Origin of the sequence: Streptomyces sp. NPDC085900 (assembly GCF_044540925.1) — a bacterium.
GTDB classification, from domain to species: domain Bacteria; phylum Actinomycetota; class Actinomycetes; order Streptomycetales; family Streptomycetaceae; genus Streptomyces; species Streptomyces gilvifuscus.
On the sequence record NZ_JBITSP010000006.1, the window covers coordinates 218,387 to 236,784 of the forward strand.

At 71.8% G+C, this 18,398-nt stretch carries 17 protein-coding genes; 7 read left to right on the forward strand and 10 right to left on the reverse strand.

Going from position 1 to position 18,398, the window contains the following annotated elements:
- Positions 1 to 127: 127 nt before the first annotated feature.
- Positions 128 to 1,009 (forward strand): hypothetical protein, encoded by an 882-nt coding sequence (locus ACIGDI_RS22545; RefSeq protein ID WP_399899353.1) that lies wholly within the window; start codon positions 128 to 130, stop codon positions 1,007 to 1,009.
- A 144-nt stretch (positions 1,010 to 1,153) separates the two neighbouring features.
- Positions 1,154 to 1,759: a pyridoxamine 5'-phosphate oxidase family protein gene (locus tag ACIGDI_RS22550; RefSeq protein WP_399899356.1), complete on the forward strand. Its 606-nt coding sequence runs from the start codon at positions 1,154 to 1,156 to the stop codon at positions 1,757 to 1,759.
- Between the two features lie 9 nt (positions 1,760 to 1,768).
- Here the strand turns inward: ACIGDI_RS22550 and ACIGDI_RS22555 are convergent, their stop codons facing one another.
- Positions 1,769 to 3,226 (reverse strand): sensor histidine kinase, encoded by a 1,458-nt coding sequence (locus tag ACIGDI_RS22555; protein WP_399899360.1) that lies wholly within the window; start codon positions 3,224 to 3,226, stop codon positions 1,769 to 1,771.
- A complete protein-coding gene (locus ACIGDI_RS22560; protein ID WP_272175761.1) occupies positions 3,223 to 3,960 on the reverse strand; it encodes a response regulator transcription factor in 738 nt (245 codons plus the stop codon). The genes ACIGDI_RS22555 and ACIGDI_RS22560 overlap by 4 nt, the downstream gene beginning before the upstream one ends.
- Before the next feature lie 150 nt (positions 3,961 to 4,110).
- On the opposite strand from ACIGDI_RS22560, the gene ACIGDI_RS22565 reads away from it, so the two are divergent.
- From ACIGDI_RS22565 to ACIGDI_RS22585, 5 genes are all read left to right on the forward strand, one after another.
- Positions 4,111 to 5,463: a ferric reductase-like transmembrane domain-containing protein gene (locus ACIGDI_RS22565; RefSeq protein WP_399899364.1), complete on the forward strand. Its 1,353-nt coding sequence runs from the start codon at positions 4,111 to 4,113 to the stop codon at positions 5,461 to 5,463.
- A 19-nt stretch (positions 5,464 to 5,482) separates the two neighbouring features.
- A complete protein-coding gene (locus ACIGDI_RS22570; protein WP_399899366.1) occupies positions 5,483 to 5,971 on the forward strand; it encodes an FMN-binding protein in 489 nt (162 codons plus the stop codon).
- Between the two features lie 76 nt (positions 5,972 to 6,047).
- A complete protein-coding gene (locus ACIGDI_RS22575; protein WP_399899369.1) occupies positions 6,048 to 7,430 on the forward strand; it encodes a ferric reductase-like transmembrane domain-containing protein in 1,383 nt (460 codons plus the stop codon).
- A 28-nt stretch (positions 7,431 to 7,458) separates the two neighbouring features.
- Positions 7,459 to 8,271: an FMN-binding protein gene (locus ACIGDI_RS22580; protein ID WP_384818862.1), complete on the forward strand. Its 813-nt coding sequence runs from the start codon at positions 7,459 to 7,461 to the stop codon at positions 8,269 to 8,271.
- Positions 8,272 to 8,329: 58 nt separating this feature from the next.
- Positions 8,330 to 9,067, forward strand: coding sequence for an FAD:protein FMN transferase (locus ACIGDI_RS22585; RefSeq protein ID WP_399899373.1), 738 nt, complete (start codon positions 8,330 to 8,332; stop codon positions 9,065 to 9,067).
- Positions 9,068 to 9,321: 254 nt separating this feature from the next.
- On the opposite strand, the gene ACIGDI_RS22590 is transcribed toward ACIGDI_RS22585, so the two are convergent.
- The 8 genes from ACIGDI_RS22590 to ACIGDI_RS22625 all read right to left on the reverse strand — a co-directional run bounded on the left by ACIGDI_RS22590 (position 9,322) and on the right by ACIGDI_RS22625 (position 18,276).
- On the reverse strand, positions 9,322 to 9,861 hold the full coding sequence (locus ACIGDI_RS22590) for an arginine repressor (protein ID WP_058926418.1): 540 nt from the start codon (positions 9,859 to 9,861) through the stop codon (positions 9,322 to 9,324).
- A 19-nt stretch (positions 9,862 to 9,880) separates the two neighbouring features.
- A complete protein-coding gene (locus ACIGDI_RS22595) occupies positions 9,881 to 11,068 on the reverse strand; it encodes an acetylornithine transaminase (protein WP_399899377.1) in 1,188 nt (395 codons plus the stop codon).
- A complete protein-coding gene (gene argB, locus ACIGDI_RS22600) occupies positions 11,065 to 11,973 on the reverse strand; it encodes an acetylglutamate kinase (RefSeq protein ID WP_351568763.1) in 909 nt (302 codons plus the stop codon). Before argB ends, ACIGDI_RS22595 begins: the two co-directional genes overlap by 4 nt.
- Positions 11,970 to 13,121, reverse strand: coding sequence for a bifunctional glutamate N-acetyltransferase/amino-acid acetyltransferase ArgJ (gene argJ, locus ACIGDI_RS22605; protein WP_399899381.1), 1,152 nt, complete (start codon positions 13,119 to 13,121; stop codon positions 11,970 to 11,972). The genes argB and argJ overlap by 4 nt, the downstream gene beginning before the upstream one ends.
- Positions 13,118 to 14,146, reverse strand: coding sequence for an N-acetyl-gamma-glutamyl-phosphate reductase (argC, locus tag ACIGDI_RS22610; protein WP_399899384.1), 1,029 nt, complete (start codon positions 14,144 to 14,146; stop codon positions 13,118 to 13,120). Before argC ends, argJ begins: the two co-directional genes overlap by 4 nt.
- Before the next feature lie 65 nt (positions 14,147 to 14,211).
- Complete coding sequence (locus ACIGDI_RS22615) at positions 14,212 to 14,619, reverse strand: GtrA family protein (RefSeq protein ID WP_399899387.1); 408 nt, start codon at positions 14,617 to 14,619, stop codon at positions 14,212 to 14,214.
- Positions 14,619 to 15,569, reverse strand: a complete 951-nt coding sequence (locus tag ACIGDI_RS22620) for a glycosyltransferase family 2 protein (protein ID WP_399899390.1) — start codon at positions 15,567 to 15,569, stop codon at positions 14,619 to 14,621. Before ACIGDI_RS22620 ends, ACIGDI_RS22615 begins: the two co-directional genes overlap by 1 nt.
- 19 nt (positions 15,570 to 15,588) lie before the next feature.
- Entirely contained in the window at positions 15,589 to 18,276 is a 2,688-nt protein-coding gene (locus ACIGDI_RS22625; protein ID WP_399899393.1) for a YfhO family protein, read from the reverse strand.
- Positions 18,277 to 18,398: the final 122 nt, after the last annotated feature.

Sequence of the window (18,398 nt, forward strand, 5' to 3'; positions counted from 1 at the left end):
CTGAAGAGTGGTTGAACAACCGCAACCGCTTTCACGTACCTCACGCCGAACGCAGGCGCCGCGTTTGTACACACCAGCCACACAGCAGTGACACACCTGTCACCCGAGACCCTAGTGAGGCAGCCGCATGTCCAGGGCTCTTCCGAAGTACAACAAGCGTCGCGTCGTCATCCTCGGCGGCGCCGCCGCCGTGGCGCTGTCCGGGGCGATCATCGCCGGTACCGCCCTCGCCGGGACGCCGTCCAAGAGCAGCGGCGGCGACGCGCGGACCCTGGCGGCCTCGCCCGGCACGATCACCTGCCCCGACGTGGCCTCGAAGCTGCCCGCGATCCCCGCCTCCGCCCAGGCCGAGGTCACCCGCAACCTCACCCTGCTGCAGACCCAGATCGACGAGGCCAACAAGCGCCTGCAGTCCACCGTCGGCCAGGGCGGCCCGAACTTCGTCAACAACGCCATCCTCGGCCCGCTCAAGGACAAGCGCGTGGCCACGGTCAACCGCATCGCCACGGCCATCGGCCGTACGGCGGCCAAGCCGACCGGCCTGGACGCGCTCGCGCCGTGCACGCTCAACGCCGCCGGCGCGAACGGCGCCAACACCGGCAACGCCAACGCGGGCAACGCCAATGGGAACGCGAACGGCAACGCGAACGCGGGCAACGCCAACGGCAACGCGGGCAATGGCAACGCCAACGCCGGAGGCGCCGCCGCGACCGCCGTCGGCACGATCTCCTGCCCCGACGTGGCCTCGAAACTGCCCGCGGTCCCCGCCTCCGCCCAGGCGGAGGTCACCCGCAACCTCACCCTGCTGCAGACCCAGATCGACGAGGCCAACAAGCGCCTGCAGTCCACCGTCGGCCAGGGCGGCCCGAACTTCGTCAACAACGCCATCCTCGGCCCGCTCGCGGACAAGCGGAAGTCGACCATCGACCGCATCGCGATCGCCATCGGCCGTACGTCGACGAAGCCGACCGGCCTCGACTCCCTGGCCGCCTGCACGCTCACCAAGTGACGTGACAGGCGCTGTGGCCGCCCCGATCCAGCGCCGGCCGGGGCGGCCGCGGCAGGGACCGGAGACGCCGCGGCGGCCGGGCTCCGGAGACCGGACCGCCAATTCCTTAGACGAACGAAAGACTTGCGCTCATAATCGGCAGGTGTGGGAAAGACTTATGAGCGCATAGACGGCAGGCTGCGGACGTTCATCGAGGAGCAGCCCCTCTTCTTCACCGCGACCGCTCCGCTCTCCGGCGACGGCACGGTCAACCTGTCCCCCAAGGGCCTCAAGGGCTCCTTCGCGGTGCTCGACGAACTCACCGTGGCCTACCTGGACTTCGCCGGGTCCAACGCCGAGACGATCGCCCATCTGCGGGAGAACGGGCGGATCACCCTGATGTGGTGCGCCTTCCAGGGACCGCCGAACATCGTGCGGGTGCACGGGCGCGGCGAGCCGGTCTTCCGTGACGACCCCCGTTTCGCCGAACTCCTCACCCGCTTCCCGGACATCGACCCGGACGCGCACGGGCTGCGCGCGATCATCGTCGTCACCGCCGAACTCGTCCGCGACACCTGCGGATACGCGGTGCCGTTCATGACGTACGACGAGGACCGCGATCTGCACGGCAGGCGGTTCGCGCGCGAGGACGACGCCTCACTGAGCGAGTACTTCACCAAGAAGGAACACGTCGCCACCAGCCTGGACGGGCTGCCCGGGCTCCCGTTGCCCCTCCCGCCCACCCCGGCCCGGGCGCCGGGCCCGGCCTGAGCACGGCCCTCACGCGCCCGTGAGCCGCACGGTGAACGTCGTCGAGCCGGGCCGGCTCTCCAGTTCCACGCTTCCGCCGTGCGCCTCCGCCACCGCCGCGACGATCGACAGGCCGAGCCCCGCGCCGCCGCCGGGGGCGTCCGCGCGGCGGCGGTGTTCGGCGCGGGTGAAGCGTTCGAAGATGGTGGGCTGGACGTCCTTGGGAACGCCGGGCCCGTCGTCGTGCACCTTCAGCAGGACGGACCTGCCCTCCGTCTCCAGGGACACCGTGACCTTGGTGCCGACGGGGGTGTGCACCCGCGCGTTGGTCAGCAGGTTGGCCAGCACCTGCTGCAGCCGGTGGGCGTCGCCGTCCACCGTGACCGGTTCCTCCGGCAGGTCCAGGGACCAGCGGTGGTCGGGGCCGGCGGCCCGGGCGTCGGTGACGGCGTCCAGGACCAGCATGGTCAGGTCGACGGGACGGCGTTCCAGCGGCCGGCCCGCGTCCAGACGCGCCAGGAGCAGCATCTCGTCGACCATCTCGCCCATGCGGCCGGACTCGGCGGCGATGCGTTCGAGGGCACGGGTGATCTTCGGCGGCACCGGGCCCGGGTGAAGCAGGGCGAGTTCCGCATGGCCGCGGACCGAGGCGACCGGGGTGCGCAGCTCGTGGCTGGCGTCGGCGGCGAAGCTGCGCAGCCGCTCCTCGCTGGCGTGCCGCTTGGTCAGCGCGTCCTCGACATGACCCAGCATGCGGTTGAAGGCCCCGGCGACCTGGCCCACCTCGCTGCGCGGGTCCGACTCGGGGGCGCGCGGCGGCAGGGCCACCTCGCCGCTGGCCAGCGGGAGTTCGCTGACCCGGGTGGCGGTCGCCGCGACCCGGCTCAGCGGCCGTAGCGACCAGCGCACCCACAGGGCGCCGGCCACGCCGGTGACGGTGAGGGCCAGGCCGAAGACGACGGCGGCGACCAGGATCAGCCGGTGGACGGCGGCCTCCACCGGTTCCAGGGGCAGACCGGTGATCAGGACGTCGCCGTCGATGCCCTGGGAGGCCGTCACCCGGTAGGAGTCCAAGGTGGACAGCTCGACGCTGTGGGCCCGGCCGTCGACCGGGACGGCGGCCAGCTGCCGCGTGTCCGCCGTGGTCAGGGGGACGTCGGTGACGCTGCCGGGGCGGACGACGGCCGCGTTGGTGACGGTGTCGCCGACCAGCCGGGCCCCGAACGTGCCGGTGGTCTGCCGCCGGGTGTCGCCGTGCTCGTCGCCGTCGTGGTCGTCGGGCTGCAGCCCCTTGTGCTCCAGGCTCTCCGGGAAGCGGTTGCCGGCCTGGGCGAGCTGCTGGTCGAGCCGGCTGACGAGGAACCCGTCCAGCTCGATCACCGCCGCCACGCCGACCGCGGCGCAGCTGACGGCGAGCAGGACGACCAGTCCGACGGTGAGCCGGGCCCGGAGGGTGCGCGGGCGCGGCAGACGCCGCAGGAACCTCATGGACTCACCGGTTTCAGCACGTACCCGGCCCCGCGGACCGTGTGGATCATCGGTTCCCGGCCCGCGTCGACCTTCTTGCGCAGGTAGGAGATGTAGAGCTCGACGACATGGGCGCGGCCGCCGAAGTCGTAGGACCAGACGCGGTCGAGGATCTGCGTCTTGCTCAGGACGCGGCGGGGGTTGCGCATCAGGAAGCGGAGCAGCTCGAACTCGGTCGGCGACAGCTCGATCAGTTCGCCCGCGCGCGTGACCTCGTGGGAGTCCTCGTCCATGACCAGGTCGCCGACGATCAGCTGCGGGCCCTCCTCCAGCTGGCGGGCCATGCCGGCGCGACGCACCAGGCCGCGGACCCGGGCGACGACCTCCTCCAGGCTGAACGGCTTGGTGACGTAGTCGTCGCCGCCCGCGGTGATGCCGGCGATGCGGTCCTCCACCGCGTCCCGGGCGGTGAGGAACAGCACGCAGACGTCCGGTTTCACGGCGTGCAGGGAGCGCAGCACGGCGAAGCCGTCGGTGTCGGGAAGCATCACGTCCAGGACGACGGCGTCGGGCATCAGCTCGCGGGCCTCGGCGAGCGCGGCCGCTCCGTCGCCGGCCGTGCTGACCTGCCAGCCCTCGTAGCGCAGGGCGCCGGAGAGCACTTCGGCGAGGTCGGGGTCGTCGTCGACGACGAGGACGCGCAGCGGGGTGCCGTCGGGGCGGGTGAGGGCCGGGCGGCCTGATCTGGTGTTCATCTCCTCACCAGGATCGCTCCTCGCGAGCCCGGCGGGTCTCTTGCGGAGCTCTGAGTTTTCTCTGAGTGGCCTCGGCGGGGCCCGTTTCAGAGGGTCCTGAGAAGTTACGACGGCACCCTTGCGTCGCATAGAAGGCGAAAGGACGCACATATGACCACCGTGTACGACCGACGGACGGCCCCTGCCGTGACGCCGGCCGCGCCGCGCTCCCCCGCCGGTGCCGTGCTCGCGCTGCTCTGGGCCGGGGCCGCGGCCGTGGTCGCCCTGTGGTGGGCGGACACCGGTTCCGTGGTCGGCTCGGCCGGCTGGCTGACCGGCGCCGGGCGCATCGCCGGGCTGCTGTGCGGTTACGCCTGCGCGGTGCTCGTCGGCCTGATGGCCCGCGTGCCACTGCTGGAGCGGCGGGTCGGGTCCGACCGGGTGGCCCGCTGGCACGCGATGGCCGGCCGCTACACGATCTGCCTGCTGGTCGCGCACGTCGTGCTGATCCTGCTCGGGTACGCGGCACAGGACCGCGCCTCGCTGTGGCACGAGACGGTCACCGTGGTCATGGACTATCCGGAGATGCTCAAGGCCACGGCGGGGACGGTCATCCTGTTCGCGGTCGGCGTCACCTCGGCCCGGGCCGCGCGACGGCGGCTGAGCTACGAGTTCTGGTACTACGTCCACCTGCTGACGTACGCGGCCGTCTTCCTGGCCTTCAGTCACCAGCTGGCGCTGGGCAACGACTTCAACGGGCACGCGTGGGCGACGGCCGCCTGGTACGCGCTGTACCTGGGTGTCGCGGCCCTGGTGCTGTGGTTCCGGATCCTCGCGCCGGTACGGCTGAACCTGCGGCACCGGCTGCGGGTGGAGTCGGTGCACCGCGAGGCGCCGGACGTGTACTCGGTCGTCATGCGCGGCCGGCACCTGGACGAGATGGGTGCCGAGGCGGGGCAGTTCTTCCGCTGGCGGTTCCTCGACCACGGCATGGGCTGGACGTCGACGCCGTACTCGCTGTCGGCGCCGCCGCGCCAGGACCTGCTGCGGATCACGGTCAAGGCGCTCGGCGGCCACAGCGCGGCCGTGGCGCTGCTGCGGCCGGGCACCCGGGTGTGGGCGGAGGGCCCGTACGGCTCGATGACCGCGGGCCGGCAGACGTCGGCGAAGTCCCTGCTGATCGCGGCCGGTGTCGGCATCACGCCCATGCGCGCCCTGTTCGAGACGCTGCCCGGGGACGTCACGCTGCTGTACCGGGCCCGTACGGCCGAGGACCTCGCCCTGGGCGGGGAGTTGGAGGCCGTCGCCCGCTGGCGCGGCGCGAAGGTGCTCTACGCGCTCAACGATGCGGACGGCCGGCGCCCGAACCTGACCGCGCAGTCGCTGCGGTCCACCTTCCCCGGCCTGGTCACGTACGACGTGTACATCTGCGGCCCGCACGGCTTCGCCCGGGACCTGTACGAGGAACTGCGCGCCGCCGGAGTGCCGGACCGCCGCATCCACCACGAGTCGTTCGAATTCTGAGAGCTGTGAGGCCCCGACCGTGCACGCGCTGAAGAAGAACCGTCCGCTGCGCCGCATCGTGCTGGCGAGCGCCGCCACCGTCTCCGGAATGGTGATGCTGCTGTCGCTGAAGCCGCATTCCTCACCGGAGACCGCCCTGGCGGTACCCGCGCCCTCCAGCAGTTCGAGCCCGTCGAGCGGGTCGAGCAGCTCCGGCGGGTCGAGCAGTTCCGGGGGGTCGAGCACCTCCGGTACGAAGACGGTCACCGGCAACACGATCCAGACCCGCTGGGGTCCGGTCCAGGTCAAGATCACCCTCAAGGGCGGCAAGCTCACCGAGGTGACGGCCGTTCAGTACCCGACGGACAACCCACGGGACCAGGAGATCAACAGCTACGCGCTCCCCCGCCTGCGCAGCGAGGCGCTGCAGGCGCAGAGCGCCAACATCGACACCGTCTCGGGGGCCACCTACACGAGCGACGGTTACCGCCAGTCACTCCAGTCGGCACTCGACTCTGCACGCGGCTGAACGCACGGGCGTCGCGGCACGTATCTCAGGGCCAAGGGACCACGCCAACCCCCTTGCCCCCGCCCCCGGAGGAATCGTGACCACCACGCTCGCAGGCGGCCGCGCCGCCCGCCGCCAGACGATGCGCCGCATCCGCCCGCGCCGTTCCCCGGCGACCGTCCTGCTGCTCGCCGTCTGGGCTGGCGCGGCGGCGGTGCTGTGGCTGTGGTGGCACAACACGCCGTCCATCGCCGACAACAACGGCAGGATCCTCAACGCGGGCCGGATCACCGGCCTGTTGGCCGGCTATCTGATGGCACTCGTCGTGCTGCAGATGGCCCGCGTGCCCGCCCTGGAACGGCGGGTCGGCTCCGACCGGGTGGCCCGCTGGCACGCGATGAGCGGCCGCTACACGCTCAGCCTCATCGCGGCGCACATCTTCCTCACCATGTGGGGCTACGCGCTGCAGGCCGGCAAGACGCTCGGCGACATCGTCCAGCAGACGATCGACTCCATCAACCAGCTGCCGGACATGGGCAAGGCCGCCGTCGGCACGGGTCTGTTCGTGCTCATCGGGCTGACCTCCATCGGCCCGGTGCGCCGCCGGATGGGGTACGACACCTGGTACCACGTCCATCTGCTGACGTACGGCGCGGTGTTCCTGACGTTCTGGCACCAGATCACCACCGGCAACGACTTCGCCGTCGAGCCGACCGCCAAGACCTTCTGGTACGCGCTGTACGGGACGGTCACCGCGCTGGTCGTCTGGTACCGCGTCCTCGTCCCGATCCGGCTGAACATGCGGCACCGCATGCGCGTCGAGGCGGTCATCGAGGAGACGCCGGGCATCGTGTCGGTGCTGATCGGCGGGCGCAAGCTGCACCGGATGGGCGCGGAGGCGGGGCAGTTCTTCCGGTGGCGGTTCCTCGCGCCGGGCATGCGGTTCAGCTCGCACCCGTACTCGCTGTCGGCGGCGCCCCGCCCGGACATGCTGCGGATCACCGTGAAGGCGATCGGCGACCACAGCGCCCGGCTGCGCGAACTGACGCCGGGCACGCGGGTGTGGGCGGAGGGGCCGTACGGCGCGATGACCGCGCAGCGGCGCAGCCGCGGCAAGGTGCTGCTGGTCGCCGGCGGCGTCGGCATCACGCCGATGCGGGCGCTGTTCGAGACGCTGCCCGGCGCAGCCGGCGACATCACCCTGCTGTACCGGGCCAACACCACGCAGGACCTCGCCCTGTGGGACGAGCTCGCCGCCATCGCCGACGACCGCGGCGCCCGGCTGATGTACGCCGTCAACAGCCCCGACGGGGAGCGGCCGGACATCTCGGCCGAGCGGCTGCGGCAGAAGCTGCCGGACATCGACGAGCACGACGTGTTCATGTGCGGCCCGGCCGGGTTCGCGCAGACCGTGTACGAAGCACTGCGCGGTGCGGGAGTGCCCGCCCGCCGCATCCATCACGAGTCGTTCGAGATGTGAGCGACGGGACTTCAGGAGCCTCGGAAGTATGAAGAAGAGTCACCCCGTCCGGCGTGTCGTGCTGGCCACCGCCGCCACCGTCTCGGGTGTCGTGCTGCTGCTGTCGCTGAAGCCGGCGTCGGACCCCAACGCGCAAGCGGCGGGCGCGGCCCCGCAGCAGACCCAGGCGGCACAGGAGTCGCCCCAGGGCGGCAGCTCGGCCACCGGGAACGGCACGATCGACGGCAACGTGGTCCAGACGGAGTACGGCAACGTCCAGGTCCGGCTGACCGTCGCCAACGGAAAGATCACCAAGGCGGAGGCCGTCCAGGCGCCCAAGGGCGGCACCAGCGACCAGAAGACCGCCCTGTCCATCCCCAAGCTGACCCAGGAGACGGTCGCCGCGCAGAGTGCCCAGATCGACTCGGTGTCGGGGGCGACGTACACCAGCAACGGCTACAAGCAGTCGCTGCAGTCGGCGCTCGACAAGATGAAGGCGAGCGCCGGTTCCTCCCAGAGCGGCGCGAGCCCGTCGCAGGGTGCCGGCTCCTCGCAGGGCGGCGGCTCGGGCTCTTCCGGCGCCGCCCAGGCGAAGACCGTCACCGGCGCCGTCGCCCAGACGCAGTACGGGCCGGTCCAGGTCCGGATCACGGTCAGCAACGGCAAGATCACCAAGGCGGAGGCGGTGCAGGCGCCCAAGGGGGGCCTCAGCGACCAGAAGACGGCCCTGGCCATCCCGAAGCTGAACCAGGAGGCGGTGGCGGCCGGCAGCGCGAAGATCGACTCGGTCTCCGGAGCCACGTACACCAGCGGCGGGTACAAGCAGTCGCTGCAGTCGGCGCTGGACCAGGCCGGTGGCTGAGCGGGTGGCCGAGTCGGCAGATGCTCCCGTCGCGGTACGTCGGCACGCGGAGGAGGTCATGGGGACCGTCTTCTCCTTCGACGTCCGCGGCGGGGAGCCCGGTGCGGTCGAGGCGGCGCTCGAGGAGGCGATCGCCGGACTGCACCGGGTGAACGAGCTGTTCAGCACCTACCGCGAGGACAGCCAGGTGTCCCGGCTGGCGCGCGGGGAGCTGGACCTGGAGGAGTGCGATCCCGACATCGCCGAGGTGCTCGGACTGGGCGCCGAGGCGGAGCGGGTGAGCGACGGCTGGTTCAGCACGCACTACCGCAAGCGGCTGGACCCCACCGGGATCGTCAAGGGCTGGGCTGCCGAGCGCGCCGCCCTCCGGCTGCGCGCGGCCGGGGTGACCGGCGTCAGCGTCAACGGCGGCGGCGACGTCCAGATGTTCGGCGTGCCGGAGGAGCACCGCGCCTGGCGGGTGGGCGTCGCCGACCCGCTCCGCCCCGGCGGTCTGGCCGCGGTGGTCTCGGCGGCCGGCGCGGACGAGCTGGCCGTGGCGACGTCGGGCACGGCGGAACGCGGCGACCACATCGTCGACCCCAGGACGGGCCGCTCGGCGGTCGCCGACCTGGTGGCCGTGACCGTGGTGGCCCCCAGGCTGACCTGGGCGGACTGCTGGGCGACGGCCGCCTTCGCGATGGGCTCCCGGGACGGCCTGCGCTGGCTGGAGTCCCTCCCGGACGTGGAGGCCCTACTGATCACGGCCGGCGACGAGGTCCGCTGCACGGGGGGCCTGGCGTCCCGGCTCGGGTGACTGCGCGCGGCTGAGCGGCGCGCACTGCACGGCACGCGCCCACCACGGCGTGAGCGCAACCGGCGGGGCAGGGCTCGCGGACGTCCACCGCATGGGCGCGAGGCCGCGCCGCACACACGGCCACCACCGTATGAACGCAGCCGGCCGGGGACGGCTCGCGGACGTCTACCGCATGGGCGCGAGGCCGCGCCACGAACGTGGCAACCACCGCGCAGGCGCAAGGCCGCGCGCGGCCACCGCCGGTCCCCGCCCCGTCAGTGGCCGTTCTGGGCCAAGCGCAGCAGGTGTTCCGCCAGGGCCTGGCCGCCCGTGGGCTCTCGGCTGATCAGCAGGAGGGTGTCGTCGCCGGCGATCGTGCCCAGGATGTCGTGCAGTTCGGCCTGGTCGATGGCCGACGCCAGGAACTGCGCGGCCCCCGGGGGCGTCCGCAGCACCACGAGGTTGGCCGACGCCTCCGCGGAGATCAGCAGCTCCTGCGAGAGCCGCCGCATCCGCTCCTCCTTCGCCGAACCTCCCAGCGGCGCCCGGGGGGTACGGAAGCCACCCTCGCTGGGCACCGCGTAGATCAGGTCGCCGTCGGTGTTGCGGATCTTGACCGCGTTGAGCTCGTCGAGATCCCGGCTCAGCGTGGCCTGCGTGACGTTCAGGCCGTCGTCGGCGAGGAGCTTCGCCAACTGGCTCTGCGAGCGAACGGGTTGCCGGTTGAGGATGTCCACGATCCGGCGATGCCGCGCTGTCCGCGTCTGCGGCACGGCAGGCCCGGCGTGCTGTGCGTCGTCCTGCGCCTGACTCATGGTCGCTCGTCTCTCCGGATCATCCGTCCCCCTTGGCAGCGTCCAGGATGCCGGGAAGCGCCCGGAGGAACGCGTGCACCTCGTCGTCGCCGAGATTCAGCGGCGGCATGAGCCGTACGACGTCGGCGGCGGGCACGTTCACCAGGAACCCGGCTTCCTGAGCCGCCTGGCGCACCTTGGGCGCGAGCGGCTCGGTGAGCACGATACCCAGCAGCAGGCCCGCGCCCCGGACATGGGCGATCAACGGGTCGCCCAGTGACTCGATCCCGTCGCGCAGTTTCTCGCCCTGCCGCTTGACGTTCTCCAGCAGCCCGTCGTTCGCGATCGTGTCGACGACGGCGAGTCCGGCGGCACAGGCGACCGGGTTGCCGCCGAAGGTCGACCCGTGGTGGCCCGGCTGCAGCAGCTCCGCGGCACGCCCGAAGGCGACCGTCGCGCCGAGCGGCAGCCCGCCGCCCAGGCCCTTCGCCAGCGTGACGACGTCCGGCAGGACCCCTTCGTGCGCCTGGTACTCGAACCAGTGCCCGGTCCGGCCGACGCCGGTCTGCACCTCGTCGAGGACCAGCAGCGCACCGTTCGCGGCGGTGATCGCACGGGCTGCCTTGAGGTAGCCCAGCGGCGGGGTGACCACGCCGATCTCGCCCTGGATCGGTTCGAGGATCACCAGCGCGGTGTCCTCGGTGACCGCGGCGGCCAGCGCCTGCGCGTCGCCGTAGGGCACGTGCGTGACCTCGCCGGGCAGCGGCAGGAACGGCGTCCGCTTGCCCTCCTGGCCGGTCATCGCGAGGGCGCCCATGGTGCGGCCGTGGAAGCCGCCCTCCGTGGCGACGACATGCGTGCGCCCGGTCAGCCGGCCGATCTTGAAGGCGGCCTCGTTGGCCTCCGCGCCGGAGTTGCAGAAGAAGACGCGGCCGTCGCGGCCGAAGAGCTGCAGCAGCCGCTCGGCGAGGGTCACCGTCGGGTCGGCCATGAAGAAGTTGGAGATGTGGCCGAGGGAGGCGATCTGCGTGCTCACGGCCTCGACGATCGCCGGGTGGGCGTGCCCGAGGGCGTTGACCGCGATGCCGCCGACGAAGTCGAGGTACTGCTTGCCGTCGGCGTCCCACAGCTTCGTGCCCTCGCCGCGCACCAGGGGCAGCAGCGGGGTGCCGTAGTTGTTCATGAGCGAGCCCTGCCACCGCTGGGTGAGCTCTTCGTTGGCGGTCATGCGACGTCCCCCTCTTCGGCGTCGGGCACGACCATCGTGCCGATGCCCTCGTCGGTGAAGATCTCCAACAGGATCGAGTGCTGGACCCGGCCGTCGATGACGCGGGCGGTGTTGACGCCGTTGCGCACGGCGTGCAGGCAGCCCTCCATCTTCGGGACCATGCCGGAGCTCAACTCCGGGAGCAGTTTCTCCAGTTGGGAAGCGGTCAGGCGGCTGATCACCTCGTCGCTGTTCGGCCAGTCCTCATAGAGCCCCTCGACGTCCGTGAGGACCATGAGAGTCTCCGCTCCAAGAGCAGCAGCGAGTGCCGCAGCCGCCGTATCAGCATTGACGTTGTAGACATGTCCGTCGTCCTGGCTACGGGCGATCGACGAGACGACCGGGATACGGCCGTCGGCGAGCAGAGCCTCGATCGCGCCCGTGTCGATCTCGGTGATCTCGCCCACCCGCCCGATGTCGACCAACTCGCCGTCGATCTCGGGCTGGTGCTTGGTGGCGGTGATGGTGTGCGCGTCCTCGCCGGTCAACCCGACGGCCAGCGGCCCGTGTTCGTTGAGCAGGTTGACCAGCTCGCGCTGCACCTGCCCGGCCAGCACCATGCGTACGACGTCCATGGCGTCCTCGGTGGTGACCCTGAGGCCGGCCTTGAACTCGCTGACGATGCCGTGTTTGTCGAGCGCGGCGCTGATCTGCGGGCCGCCGCCGTGCACGACGACCGGCTTGAGGCCGGCGTGGTGCAGGAAGACGACGTCCTGCGCGAACGCGGCCTTCAGGTCCTCGTCGATCATGGCGTTGCCGCCGAACTTGATGACGACCGTTTTGCCGTTGTGCCTGACCAGCCAGGGCAGCGCCTCGATGAGGATCTGGGCCTTGGGCAGCGCGGTGTGTTTGCGTGTGGTGCTCATGAGCTGTAGGCGCTGTTCTCGTGGACGTAGTCGGCGGTGAGGTCGTTGGTCCAGATGGTGGCGGTCTCGGACCCGGCGGCGAGGTCGGCGACGATGTGCACCTCGCGGTAGCGCATGTCGACCTTGTCGCGGTCCTCGCCGACGCCGCCGTTCTTGCACACCCAGACGCCGTTGATGGCGACGTTGAGGCGGTCCGGTTCGAAGGCGGCCTTCGTCGTGCCGATCGCGGAGAGCACGCGGCCCCAGTTGGGGTCCTCGCCGTGGATCGCGCACTTGAGGAGGTTGTTGCGGGCGATGGAGCGGCCCACCTCGACGGCGTCGTCCTCGGTCGCCGCGCCCACCACCTCGACCTTGATGTCCTTGCTGGCGCCCTCGGCGTCCCGGATGAGCTGCTGGCCGAGGTCGTCGCAGACCTGCCGTACGGCCTCCGCGAACTCCTCGTGCTCCGGGGTGACTTCGGAGGCGCCGGAGGCGAGCAGCAGCACGGTGTCGTTGGTCGACATGCAGCCGTCGGAGTCGACGCGGTCGAAGGTCGTGCGGGTCGCCGCCCGCAGCGCCGTGTCCAGCGCGTCGTCGTCGAGGACCGCGTCGGTGGTCAGGACGACCAGCATGGTGGCCAGGCCAGGGGCGAGCATGCCCGCGCCCTTCGCCATGCCGCCGACGGTCCAGCCGTCCTTGGTGACGACGGACGTCTTGTGAACGGTGTCGGTGGTCTTGATGGCGATGGCGGCCTTCTCGCCGCCGTGCTCGGAGAGCTGGGCGGCGGCGGTCTCGACTCCCGCGATCAGCTTGTCCATCGGCAGGAGCACGCCGATGAGGCCGGTGGAACAGACGGCCACCTCGATCGGGGCGCGGCCGAGGACCTCGGCCACCTTCTCGGCGGTCGCGTGCGTGTCCTGGAAGCCCTTCGGTCCCGTACAGGCGTTGGCGCCGCCGGAGTTGAGGACGACCGCGGACACCTGGCCGCCCTTGAGGACCTGCTCGGACCACAGCACGGGGGCGGCCTTCACCCGGTTGGAGGTGAAGACACCGGCGGCGGCGCGGCGCGGACCGTTGTTGACCACGAGGGCCAGGTCGGGGTTGCCGTTCTGCTTGATTCCGGCCGCGATGCCCGCGGCCGTGAATCCCTTCGCTGCCGTCACGCTCACGGTGCGACTCCGATCGTGGTCAGTCCGGTCGTCTCGTCGAGACCGAGGGCGAGGTTCATGCTCTGGACGGCACCGCCCGCGGTGCCCTTGGTCAGGTTGTCGATGGCGCTGATCGCGATGATGCGGCCGGCGGCCTCGTCGTACGCGACCTGCACCTGAACGGCGTTGGAACCGTAGACGGACGCCGTGGCGGGCCACTGGCCCTCGGGGAGCAGGTGGACGAAGGGCTCGTCGGCGAAGGCCTTCTCGTAGGAGGCCCGGACGGACTCCGCCGTCACGCCCGCGACGGCCTTCGCGCTGCAGGTGGCGAGGATGCCGCGGGGCATGGGCGCCAGGGTCGGCGTGAAGGAGACGGAGACCCGCCCCCCCGCCGCCGCGCTGAGGTTCTGGATCATCTCGGGTGTGTGCCGGTGGCCGCCGCCGACGCCGTACGGCGACATGGAGCCCATGACCTCGCTGCCGAGCAGGTGGGCCTTGGGCGCCTTGCCCGCGCCGGAGGTGCCGGAGGCGGCGACGATCACGGCCTCGTTCTCGGCGAGGCCGGCCGCGTAGGCCGGGAACAGGGCCAGGGTGGCGGCGGTGGGGTAGCAACCGGGCACCGCGATGCGCTTGGACCCCTCCAGCGCGGCGCGGGCGCCCGGCAGTTCGGGCAGGCCGTACGGCCAGGTCCCGGCGTGGGCGGAGCCGTAGAACTTCTCCCAGTCGGCCGCGTCCTGCAGCCGGAAGTCGGCGCCCATGTCGACGACCAGGACGTCCGGGCCGAGCTGTTCGGCGACGGCGGCGGACTGGCCGTGGGGCAGGGCCAGGAAGACGACGTCGTGGCCGGAGAGGACCTCGGGGGTGGTCTCCTGGAGCACGCGGTCGGCCAGGGGCAGCAGGTGCGGCTGGAGCGCGCCGAGCCGCTGGCCGGCGTTGGAGTTGCCGGTCAGGGCCCCGATCTCGATTCCGGGGTGCGCGAGCAGCAGACGCAGGAGTTCACCACCCGCGTATCCACTCGCTCCGGCCACCGCCGCACGTACCGCCATGTCATCCTCCTCCTGGATGGCATGACTATACGTTTCACCGCAGTTTTATGCAATCCCATGGATCACTATGCAGTACGCCCGCGTCGACGCCTCAGCCCTGCGGCCGCCGGCGCTCCTCGCAGCATCACCCAGCGGGAGACGACGAAGGTCGCCGGAATCGCCCAGAGGGAGGCGAGCAGCGGCGCGAACCGGCTTCCGGCGTGCAGCACGTCCACGATCACGTACAGGCCCACGGTCGTGACCGCGAAATTGGTGGCGTTCGACAGGGGGAACAGCAGGAATTTCCGCCAGGTGGGCGGTGTCCGATAGGTGAACCGCGCATTGAGGAAAAAGGAACCGACCATACTGAGCAAGGAGGCGACGACATGCGCCACGAGATACGGAACGCAGGTGAGGAGCAACAGGTAGAGGCCGTAGTACGTGCCGGTGTTCACGAGGCCGATGACGGCGAACATGAGGAGTTGCCGGGACATCACGGAATGAGGTCCTTGGCGCGTTCCACATTGGTGGCCTTCACCAGGAAGTGCGGGCGTCCTTTGACCTCGTAGTAGATCCGGCCGGTGTACTCCCCGATCACCCCGAGCATGACCATCTGGACTCCGGCCAGGCCGGTGACGGCGGTGATGATGGTGACGTAGCCGGGCGTCTGCACGCCGTTGACGAGCGCGGCGCCCACGATCCACGCCGTGTACAGCCCGGCGATCAGCAGCAGGACCATGCCCAGGTGGAGGGCGGCGCGCAGCGGGCGGTTGTTGAAGGAGAGCAGGCCGTCCAGGCCGTAGTTGAGCAGGCCGCGCATGCTCCAGGAGCTGCGGCCCGCCTCCCGGGCCGCGTTCTCGTACTCGAATGTGGTCCCGGGGAACCCCACCCACGCGAACAGGCCCTTGGAGAAGCGGTTGTACTCGGTGAGGTTCACCACCGCGTCCACGACCCGGCGGGACAGCAGCCGGAAGTCGCCGACCCCGTCGACCAGCCGGACGTCGACGAGCCGGTTGACCAGGCGGTAGTAGAGGCGGGCGGCCAGGGTGCGGGTCAGCTTGTCGCCGGTGCGGGTGCGGCGGGCGATGACCTGGTCGTAGCCCTTCGCGCGCAGTTCCACCATGCGTTTGATCAGCGCCGGCGGGTGCTGGAGGTCGGCGTCCATGACGACGACGCTGTCCCCCGAGGCGTGGCGCAGACCGGCGAGCAGCGCCGCCTCCTTGCCGAAGTTGCGGCTGAGGGAGACGTACCTGACCCGTGAGTCGAGGTCGGCCAGCCGCTGCAGGACGGTGAGGGTGCGGTCGCGGCTGCCGTCGTCGACGTAGACGAACTCCATGTCGTGGCCGAGCGGGAGGAGTTCCTCCGCGACCTTCTGGACCTCTTCGTGGAAACGGTCGAGGACGGCTTCCTCGTTGTAGCAGGGTGCGACGATCGATATCAGCATGGGTCCCCCTGGGACGCGGTCAGGCGGCGCCGGGCACGCGCTCGCGCGGTCGGGTGGGCAGGGACAGGGATGGCGGGGTGCCGCGGCGGTGGCGCACGGCGGCCAGGACGCCGAGCAGGGCCAGGGTCAGCAGCGAGCCGGCCCCGACACTCGTGCCGAGCCGCAGCCCGGGCGGGTGGAAGGTGCAGGTCACAGTGGTCGAGGTGCCGTCGAGGGGGACGGCGATCAGGCCGTGGTGGTCCTTGGCCGGTACGGCGGCGCCGTCGCCGGTGGCGCAGCGCCAGCCCGCGATGCGGGGTGCCGCCACGACCGCGATCCCCTTGCTGCCTGCGGGGAGTTCGGCCCGGACGGTGGGGCCGGAGACGGTCACGCGGGTGGCGCCGGTGGCCTTGAGGTGCTCCACGGCCGCGTGCAGCCGGGCGGTGTCCAGGCAGCCCACGGCGCCCCGGGGAATGCTTCCGGGGCGGTCGGGGGTCAGCCGGATGCGGATCCGTCCGGAGGCCGGGGAGGTGCCGAGCGGCTCCATGGCGGCACGGTTGCGGGGGCGGGCGGAGCGGAAGAACGCGGTCCGGTCCGCCAGGCGGGCGGTGCCGGAGAAGTGCGGGGCCCACAGCTGGACCTGGCTCCCGGCCGGGCAGTCGGCCGTGACCACCGGTGCGGCCAGGGCGTTGCCGGAACCGACCCGCCCGGGCCCGAGCGGCCTTCCGGCGTCGTCGTACACCGCGATCCGGGGGACGGTGTAGACGCGCCTGCCGAGCAGCAGTTCCTGGTTGCGGTACGGCGACGAGCCGAAGGGCGTCGCGTCGGGCCGGTTCCGGACCGTAACGAGCGGCGGGACGTCCGCCCGGGAGACGCTCGACGGGCCGCCCACCTGCGGCAGGTAGGCCTGGTGGGGGTCCGTGGGCGAGTGCACGCGCGCTCCGACCGAGAAGATCGCGTCGGTGACGGCGTTGTCGAGGCTCTGCACGCTGCGGCCCCGGGAGGTCCAGCCGCCGCCCAGGGCGGTGAGGGTGCGGCTGAGGACGTCCGAGGTGAGGCTGCTGTAGTACTGGGCGCCCTGGCCGCCGACTATGAGCGGATCGTTGCCGACGGTCTGCTCGCGGCCCGGGTCGGTGCGGTAGCGGGGCCAGCCGTCGGCCCGCGCGACCGCCTCCGCCTGCTCGCGCTGCCGGGCGCCCCAGGGCGCGTAGTCGTCCATGTGCCCGAAGCGCTGCCGGGTCGCCACGAAGGAGGTCGCCATCGCCTCCCCGAACTGACCACCGAAGAGCAGGACGAGCGCGAGCACGGCCAGGAGGGTCCGGCGGCGGGGGGCAAGGGCGGGCCGGGACGCCGGGTTGTCGGTGGGGTGGGCGGCGGCGGGCCGGGACGCCGGGCTTTCGGTGAGGTGGGGGGCCGTGGGCGGGGTTCCGCCGGCGGAGGCCGGGGCGCGGGTCTCGGCGGCCCGCAGCAGCGCCAGCCCGCCGGCCGCGCCCGCGACGGCGAGCGCCAGGACCGCCCACGACACGGGCTTCATCAGCGTGCTTCGGCTCGCGACCGCCGTGAGCAGGGCGAGCAGTGTGCCCGCCGCGCCCAGTGCGCGCAGGTCGGGCAGACCGTACGACAGGGTGTGCCAGGCGGTGATCACCAGCAGCGCGCACAGGACGAAGGCCTGCCGGTACGGGCTGCCCTGCGGGGTGGCGAAGGCGTGCCAGAGCAGGTGGGTCGGGCCCCACTGGAACGACAGCGCGACCGCCGCGAGCAGCAGGGGCCAGCCCGCCCGCACCCGGCGCGGGGCCGCCCGGTGGAAGGGCAGGGCGAGGGCGAGCAGCAGCGCCGCGGTGCCGGCGTAGAGGGCGGGGCTGCCGAAGCTGTACGTCGTCGGCAGGAGGCGGGCCAGCAGGTCCGGCGTGGACACCGGCCGGAACGGCACGGTCCTGCCCGGGTAGGCGTGCCGGGTGCCGAAGTAGACCACCGTGACCAGCGGGGCAGCCAGGCCCACGCCCAGTGCGACGGTGGCGACGGCGCGGCCCGCGGTCCTGAGCCGCCGCCCGGCCGGGAGGCCCGTGAGCCACAGCCGCAGGAGCAGGATGAGACCGGCGGCGAGTGTCGCCATGTACGCGGTGTAGAAGTTGGCGGTCCAGGCCAGGGCGACGACGAGGACGCCGAGCAGCGGCCGGCGTCGGCGCAGTGTCCACTCGCCCACCAGGCACAGCAGCGGCAGGGCGACGAGTCCGTCCAGCCACATCGGGTTGTACGAGGCGACCGCGACGCTCCAGCCGCACAGTGCGTACGCGGCACCGAGCAGCCCCGCCGCCCACCAGCGGCCCGGCCGCAGGCTCAGCAGCAGCACGGCCATGGCGGCGCCCGCCGACGCCGTCTTCAGCACCGTGATCACGTACACCGCGAGGTCGATCTGGTCCCGCGGGAACACCCCGACGAGCAGGGCGAACGGGCTGCCGAGATAGGTGCCGAGGTCGGGCAGGAAGCTGGAGCCGTACCCGGACCGCCAGTTGACGAGGAGTCCACCGTCGGCCCGCCCGTGCAGCAGGTCCCACAGGTGGGCGTGGAAGGGGACGTACTGGTTTCCCAGGTCGTTGACGTCACGGGTGCGCGGGCCGAAGGGCCGGCTGCGGGCCAGCGTGTCCGCGGCGCACGTCACCGCGGTCGCGACGAGCGCCGCGAGAAGCGCGGCCGGGCGCCCGGGCCGGTTCCGGGTGGACTGTTTCACTCCCTGTTCCCGCCTCGGCACGACGGCGCGTTCCGTCGGGAAATCACGCTCGAAGCGATTCTGGTCAGGGTTGCGTGCTGCATTCCTCGTCACTCCCCGCGGGTCGTCGATTCGCGGGGTTA